We start from the raw sequence: 7,227 nt of genomic DNA on the forward strand, positions 1-7,227 counted from the left end.
GGGGCGAGATCGCCGCGGTAGAAGGGGGCGTGCGCCGCGGCGAGGCCGGCCCGGCGCCCGCCGCGCGCCGCCGCGCGCTCCTGCTCCACCATGTAGGACAGGCTGCGGGCGAGGTCGGACTGCACGAATTTCTGGCCGATGCGCGGCACCTCGCCGCCCGGCAGGAAGATCGCGGCGTTCTGCGGCCAGCGGCGGTACTCGTCCCTGTGCGCCTCGATGCTGGTGGCCAGCAGGTCGTAGGTCGCGAAGCCCTCGCCGGCGAAGCGGATGGCGGCGGCGGCGATATCGCCGAAGGACATGGTGCCGTGCCGCTCCAGCGCCTGGATCCAGGCATCGATCGCCGCCGGCACGACCATGCGGCGCACGCCGGGCGGCATCTTGCCGCCATGCTCGCGCAGGAAGACGTCGGGCGGCGTGCTCGCGGGCCAGTGGCCGAGGCCCGCGATGCTCTCCATCGTACCGTCGGCCTTGCGGATCAGGATTGGCGCGACGCCGGCGACCGAGACGAGGTCGGGCTGCAGCACGCCGAGCGCGAGGCCTGCCGCGCAGCCCGCATCCACCGCGTTGCCGCCGGCTTCCAGGATGGCGAAGCCAGCGCTGGCCGCGAGGTAGTGGCCCGCACTGATCGCGTGGCGCGTGCCGCTGACCGTCGGGCGGCCGATCGGGTAGTGGCGCATCAATTCGCGGGCCTCGCATGGATCGCGACCGTCTGCTCGTCGAGCCGCGGTGTGTAGTGGATGCCCTGCCGCGCGGCGGCGATCACCATCTGCGTGTAGAGCGGGATGCCGGCGTGCAGGCGCATGGCTTCCCGCATCGCGGTGCGCAGCGCCGCCTCGCGGTCGCCTTCCATGCGGAAGGCCGCGTTCTGGATAAGCCGGTCGAGCCCCGCATCCGCGAAGGCGCCGCGGTTCGACTGGCCCAGGCCACGCTGCAGCTGCTGGCTGTGCATCGCAAGGCTCAGCACATGCGTCGCATCGCGCGTCGAGGAGGAGGACTGGCCGAAGAAGACCAGCGGCACCTCGTTCCGCCCCACCGCCGTCCGCGCGAAGTAGACCGTGCCGGGCTGGGTCTCGATACGCACCTGGAAGCCGGCGCGGGTGAACATCTGGCCGAGCGCCTGGCAGACGCGCGCGTCGTTCACGTAGCGGTCGTTCGGGCAGGCCAGCGTGAAGCCGAAGCCGTTCGGGTAACCCGCCTCCGCCAGCAGGCGTCGGGCGCGGGCGGGATCGAAGGCCGGCACCGGAATCGTCGGGTCGTAGCCGCCGAAGCCCTCCGGCACGAGCTGGCCATTCGCCACGGCCATGCCGTCCATGCTGCGCTCCACCAGCGCGGCACGATTGATCGCGAGGCTCAGCGCCTCCCGCACGCGGAGGTCGCGGAACGGGTTGTGGTCGAGCGGACGTCCCTCGTGGTCGGTCAGCAGCGACAGCCGCTCCGCGCCGACGTGCGGCAACAGGAAGATCACGCGGTCGGAGGCGCGACGGAAAATCGCGACGCGGCCTGTCAGTTCAAGGCGCTCCGCCTCGCCGGTCGGGACTTCCTCGATCAGGTCCACATCGCCGGCCAGCAGGGCAGCCATGCGCGTCGCGTCGTTCGACATGACGCGGACGTTCACGCGCTGCCAATGCGGTCTCTCGCCCCAGTACCCGTCGAAGCGCGTGACGCTCATCCCGTCCGGGCCGCGGTGCTGCTCGAGCCGGAAGGGGCCGGTGCCGATCGCGGCGCGGCCCGAGGCGAAATCGGGCGGCAGCGCGCCCTGCGCGGCGCGGTGGTTGACGATGAAGACGTTGGTCATCTGCCCGGGCAGCACCGGGTTGGGAGAGGCCGTGTGCAGGCGGATGGTGTGCGGGTCCACCACCTCGGTGCGCGTGATGCCGCGCAGATTCGGCGTGTAGGGCCCGGGGTTGCCGGGAATGTTCGGGATGCGCTGGAAGGAGAAGACGACGTCCTCCGCCGTGAAGGGCGTGCCGTCGTGGAAGCGCACGCCCTGGCGCAGGCGGAACTCCCAGACATTCTCGCCCACCGGCGCCCAGCTCTCGGTCAGGCCGGGCGTCCAGCGGCTGTCGGCGTCGCGGTTGACCAGCGTGTCGAAGACATGCCGCGCCGCGGCCATGTTCGGCCCGAGGAAGATGAAGTGCGGGTCGATGTTGAAGCTGGCTTGCACGCCGACGGTCAGCTGCTGCGCCTGCGCCGCGCCGGCCGCGCCCATGATCAGTGAGGCGGCGAGCGCCCGCCATCCGTTCCGCTGCATCGTCATCCCTCCGGCTGGTGCTGCGAAGCCTCCCCGCGTGCGGCGGCGCATGTCAACGTCGCATCATGCGAAGCGCTCGGCGGCGAAGGGCGTGAACTCCTGGTTGGCGGGGCGGCCGAGGATGGCTGGCGCCAGCATCTGCGCGGTGGGCGCGGAGCCGGTGAGGCCGAGATGCCCGTGGCCGAAGGCGAACCAGAGGCCGCCGATCCGCCGCGCCGGCCCGATCACCGGCACGCTGTCGGGCAGGCACGGCCGGTGGCCCATCCAGAAGCCGCTCGCGCCCTCGGTCCGCGCCTCCGGGAAGATGGCGGCGAGGTCGTCGTAGAGCAGCCTTGCGCGCGCCTCGTTGGGCGCCGCGTCCAGCCCCGCGATCTCCACCGTGCCTGCGACGCGCACGGCGCCTTCCATCGGCGTGATGAACACCTTGCGGTCGGCCGGCGTGATCGGACGCGAGAGCGACAGCCCGCTCGCCGGCAGGTTCACGTGATAGCCGCGCTGCGTCTCGAGCGGGATGCGGTAGCCGAGCGGCGCGAGCAGCCGTGCCGACCAGGCGCCCGCGGCTACCACGACCTCGTCCGCGGCATGGTGCTGCGCCTCACCCTGTGCGCCGGTGACGCGCCCGCCCTCGACGGTCAGCGCACGGATGCGGTCGCGACGGATCTCGCCACCAGCACGCAGCAAGGCCTCCGCCACCGCGCGGCCGTAGCGGGCGGGCGATGCGCAATGCCCATGGTCGGGGAAGAAGACGCCGATCCGGTAGGCGGGGCCGATCTGCGGCTCGAGTGCGTCGATGCCCGCGCGGTCGAGGATCTCGACCCGCGCGCCGTAGGAGCGGCGGAGCTCGAAGCCGGCCTTGTCCTTCGCCAGCTGCGCCTCGTCCCGGTAGACATAGAGATTGCCGTTGGTGGCGATGAGCTCCGGCGCGCCGATGTCGCGCGCCAGCGCCAGGTGCTGCTCCAGCGCGAGCTTCTGGAGCTGGTCGAGCGCGGCCGCGGCGCGCGCCACGGTGGCGGGGCGCGCGGCGGCGACGAAGCGCAGCAGCCAGGGCGCCGCACGCAGCCAGTAGCGCGCCGGGATGTGCAGCGGCGCCGCCGGATCCAGCAGCATCCGCGGCACCTGCTTCAGCAGGCCCGGCATGGCGAGCGGCACGACGGAGGTCGAGCTGATCGCGCCGGCATTGCCGAAGCTCGCGCCGCCTTCGCCCGGCGGTTCCGGATCCACGACCGCGACCTCCGCCCCCTGCTGGCGCAGGCGGAAGGCCAGCGCCAGCCCGACCAGGCCGGCACCGATGACGAGGACTTTCATGCCGGCTTCACGACGTGCTGACGCACGTCATGCTTCAGACGCCAGCGCGCTTCCGGCGCTCGGCTTCGCCGCACTTGCGGCGGGCCGCGTTCGCGGCCTCGTCCGGCGGACGCCGGCCGCCGGTCAACGCTCAACGACGCACGCATCTCGCCTCAGGACGCGGTGATGTTCGCCCGGCGCGCCACGTCGCCCCATTTGCGGACCTCGGTCTCGATGAAGGCGCGGAAGGGGGCGGGGCCGAGATTCTCCGGCGCCAGGCCGCGCTCCTCCAGCTCGCGCGCCAGGCCGTCCTGCATCACGCGGTCGGTGTCGGCGGCGATGCGGGCGATCACCGGCTCCGGCGTGCGGGCCGGCGCGACGAGACCCACCCAGCTGCCGCCGGTGAAGCCGCGCAGGCCCTGCTCGTCGAAGGTCGGGACATCGGGCGCGAGCGGCGAGCGGCGGAGCATCGCCGCGCCGATGGCGCGCAGCCGGCCGGAGCGGACATGCGGCAGCGCCGCCGGCACGGTGTCGAAGCCGAGCTGCACGCTGCCCGCGACCATGTCGTTCATCATCGGACCGCTGCCGCGATAGGGGATGTGCTGGATGTCGAGCCCCGTCTCGGCCTTGAACAGCTCGCCCACGAAGTGGTTGGAGGTACCGATGCCGAAGCTGGCGTAGTTCAGCGTGCCCGGCCGCGCACGCGCCAGTGCGGTGAGCTCCGCCAGGTTCGACACGTTCAGCCCGGCGAAGGCGACCAGCAGGAAGGGTGACTGCGCCAGCAGGTTGATGGGCGCGAAATCCGCCACCGGATCGTAGGGCAGGTTGCGCTGCGTGCTGCGCGCGATGGCGATCTCGGGCGAGGCGGCGAGCAGCAGCGTGTAGCCATCGGGCGCGGATTTCGCGACGCTGTCGGCGCCGATCGTGCCGGCCGCGCCCGCGCGGTTCTCCACGATCACGGGCTGGCCCCAGACGCGGGCGAGCCGATCGGCCAGCAGTCGCGCTGCGATGTCTGTGCTGCCGCCTGCCGGATACGCCACGATCAGGCGAACCGGGCGATTGGGCCACGGCGCCTGCGCGAAGCCGGGTCGTGCCAGGGCGGCGGCCGCCGCTGCTCCCAGCAGCAGGCGGCGTGGCAGACGGGGATCGGCAGCGCGCATCGTCGTGGTCCCTCTCGGCGTCGGGGGTCCCGCCCCCTTTTCAATATGAGCCTATCGGTATCCAATCGGCAACGCGCGCGATGGGCCTGCCCGCCGCGCCACCCCTGGGGGAACGCGCCATGGCCTCGCTGCACGACCGCCTGACCATCATCGACGGTCTGGTCTTCCACTCCGACGGCGATCCGCGCTGGCTGAAGGAAGGCGGCATCACCGCCGTCAACCTCACCATCCGCTCGCCGATCGACAACTTCGAGACGACCTTCGACGCCTTCGCGACCTGGCGGCAGCGCTGCGCGGATCCTGGCTCCGGCTGGACGCTGATCGAGCGCGCGACCGACATCGACCGCGCCAAGCGCGAGGGAAAGGTCGGCCTCATCATGGGCTGGCAGGACACCAAGATGCTCGGCGACAAGGCGGAGCGGCTGGAAGCCTTCCAGCGCCTCGGCCTGCGCATCATCCAGCTCACCTACAACGAGGCCTGCCCGGTCGGCGACGGGTGCCTGGAGAAGCGCAACGCCGGCCTGTCCAATTTCGGCCACGAGGTGGTGGCGGAGATGAACCGCCTGGGCCTCGCGATCGACCTCTCGCACACCGGGGAGCGCACCTGCCTCGACACCGCGGCGGCGACGAAGCAGCCCATCCTGCTGACGCATGCCAACGCCAAGACCGTCACCGACCGCCCGCGCAACAAGAGCGACGAGGTGATCCGCGCCGTCGCCGCGACGGGCGGCATCGTCGGCGTCTCGCTGCACGGCTTCATGAACTGGGACGGCAACCCCGCGAACCCGCCGACGCTCAACCTCTTCCTGCGCCACCTGAAGCATGTGGTGAACCTGGTCGGCATCGAGCATGTCGGCTTCGGCAACGACATGGCTGCTCTGGAGAGCAGCGAGAAGGCGAACGAGATCCTCGGCATGAGCTTCACGCGCTACGCCGGCGCGACGGCCGACTTCGTGCGCGCCTTCGGGAACACGCTGGAGAAGCGGTATCCGGACGAGCTCAACAATCCCCGTTTCCTCGCGCGCAAGACCGACGCGCTGCTGAAGGCCGGCTACAAGGAAGGCGAGGTGGAGAAGATTATGGGCGGCAATCTGCGCCGCGTGCTCGGCGAGATCTGGCGGGGCTGAGCGCGCCATGCCCCGCCTGCTGACGGTCGGCCTGGCGCAGACCGGGCCGGTGGAGGAAGAGGGCTTCGCGCTCGGCCTCCGCCGCGCCGAGGCGATGTTCGAGCAGGCCGCCTCGCGCGGCGTCCGGCTGCTCGTCTTCTCCGAGCTCTTCCTCGCGCCCTTCTTCCCGAACCGGCTGGAGAAGGACTTCGACCGCTGGTTCGTCGCGCCCGACGGTCCGGAGATGGCGCATCTGCGCGGCCTCGCCGCGCGGCACGGCATCGCCGCCGTGCTCGGCGTCGGCGAACGCGCGGGCAGCGGCTGGTTCAACGCTGCGGTGGTGGTGGACGAGCGCGGCGAGGTCGCCGGCAGCTACCGCAAGACGCACATCCCGGCCTATTTCCCGACCGACGCGCCGGGCGGCACGGGCAGCTTCGAGAAGCTCTACTTCGCGCCTGGCAACGCGCTGCCAGTCTTCGACGTCGCCGGCTGCCGCTTCGGCATCCAGATCTGCAACGACCGTCTCTACCCCGAGCCGTCGCGCGTGCTTGCCCTCGCCGGGGCGGAGGCGATCGTGATGCCGATCTGCTTCTCGACCTATGCCGATCCCGGCCGCCGCGCCTCGATCTGGGAGGTGCCGCTGCGCGCCCGCGCCTACGAGAACGGCGTCTGGGTGCTGGCCGCGAACCGCGTCGGCGTGGAGGGCCCGCGGCATCATCTCGGCCGCTCGATGGTGGTGGATCCGCGCGGCATGATCGCGGCGGAGGCCGGCACGCAGGGCGAGGAACTCCTGGTGTACGAGATCGACCTCGACGAGGTGACGCGCGCGCGCAAGGACTTCCCCTGGTGGCGCGACCGGCGGCCGGATCTCTACGGGCCTGTCGCCACGTGACGACGCGCGTGCCGGAGGGCGTCGATGCGCGGCTCTTCGTCGGCAGCCTGGCGAAGGGCCTTGCGCTGCTCTCGGCGATCGCGCGGGCGGGCGGGCCGGTGACGCTGCCCGAGGCGGCCGCGCTGGCAGGCACCGACCGCAGCACCGCGCAGCGCATGCTGCACACGCTGCGCGCGCTCGGCTTCGTCCGGCAGGACGAAGCGGATCGCCGCTATGTGCTGGCTGCGCGCGTGCTCGACCTCGCGCATGGCTTCCTGCAGGCCGACACGCTGCGGCGCGTCGCGCTGCCCTTCCTCGACGACCTCGCGCGCCGCTGCGAGGAGACGGTGAACCTGACGGAGCTCGAAGGCGCGGACGTCGTCTATGTCGCGCGCGTGCCGAGCCGCCACGTCGTCAGCGTGGATCTCGCGCTCGGCGTGCGGCTGCCGGCCTGGTGTACGGCGCCGGGCCGCGCCATCCTCTCGCGCCTCGGCGGCAACCGCGCGGCGGCACTGGTGCCGCCCGATCCGCTGCCGCGTCCGACGCCGCGGACGG

At 72.1% G+C, this 7,227-nt stretch carries 7 protein-coding genes; 3 read left to right on the forward strand and 4 right to left on the reverse strand.

The features are described from left to right. The 4 genes from L2I40_RS15475 to L2I40_RS15490 form a co-directional block, all read right to left on the reverse strand. The coding region (locus L2I40_RS15475) for a gamma-glutamyltransferase (RefSeq protein ID WP_237216102.1) at positions 1-677 on the reverse strand (677 nt) is incomplete at its 3' end. Then, positions 677-2,251 (reverse strand): ABC transporter substrate-binding protein, encoded by a 1,575-nt coding sequence (locus L2I40_RS15480; protein ID WP_237216103.1) that lies wholly within the window; start codon positions 2,249-2,251, stop codon positions 677-679. The genes L2I40_RS15475 and L2I40_RS15480, both read right to left, overlap by 1 nt. Positions 2,252-2,314: 63 nt before the next feature. Beyond that, positions 2,315-3,556: an NAD(P)/FAD-dependent oxidoreductase gene (locus L2I40_RS15485; RefSeq protein ID WP_237216104.1), complete on the reverse strand. Its 1,242-nt coding sequence runs from the start codon at positions 3,554-3,556 to the stop codon at positions 2,315-2,317. 152 nt (positions 3,557-3,708) lie between these two features. Then, positions 3,709-4,695, reverse strand: a complete 987-nt coding sequence (locus tag L2I40_RS15490) for a tripartite tricarboxylate transporter substrate binding protein (RefSeq protein ID WP_237216105.1) — start codon at positions 4,693-4,695, stop codon at positions 3,709-3,711. A 119-nt stretch (positions 4,696-4,814) separates the two neighbouring features. Between L2I40_RS15490 and L2I40_RS15495 the strand changes: the two genes are divergently transcribed. The 3 genes from L2I40_RS15495 to L2I40_RS15505 form a co-directional block, all read left to right on the forward strand. Further along, positions 4,815-5,822, forward strand: coding sequence for a dipeptidase (locus L2I40_RS15495; protein ID WP_237216106.1), 1,008 nt, complete (start codon positions 4,815-4,817; stop codon positions 5,820-5,822). A 7-nt stretch (positions 5,823-5,829) separates the two neighbouring features. Further along, the gene (locus L2I40_RS15500; RefSeq protein WP_237216107.1) at positions 5,830-6,693 is read left to right on the forward strand and encodes a carbon-nitrogen hydrolase family protein; all 864 of its coding nucleotides are present in this window, start codon (positions 5,830-5,832) and stop codon (positions 6,691-6,693) included. Between the two features lie 8 nt (positions 6,694-6,701). Then, the coding region (locus L2I40_RS15505; RefSeq protein WP_237216108.1) for an IclR family transcriptional regulator at positions 6,702-7,227 on the forward strand (526 nt) is incomplete at its 3' end.

Origin of the sequence: Falsiroseomonas oryziterrae, assembly GCF_021864505.1 — a bacterium.
GTDB lineage: Bacteria > Pseudomonadota > Alphaproteobacteria > Acetobacterales > Acetobacteraceae > Falsiroseomonas > Falsiroseomonas oryziterrae.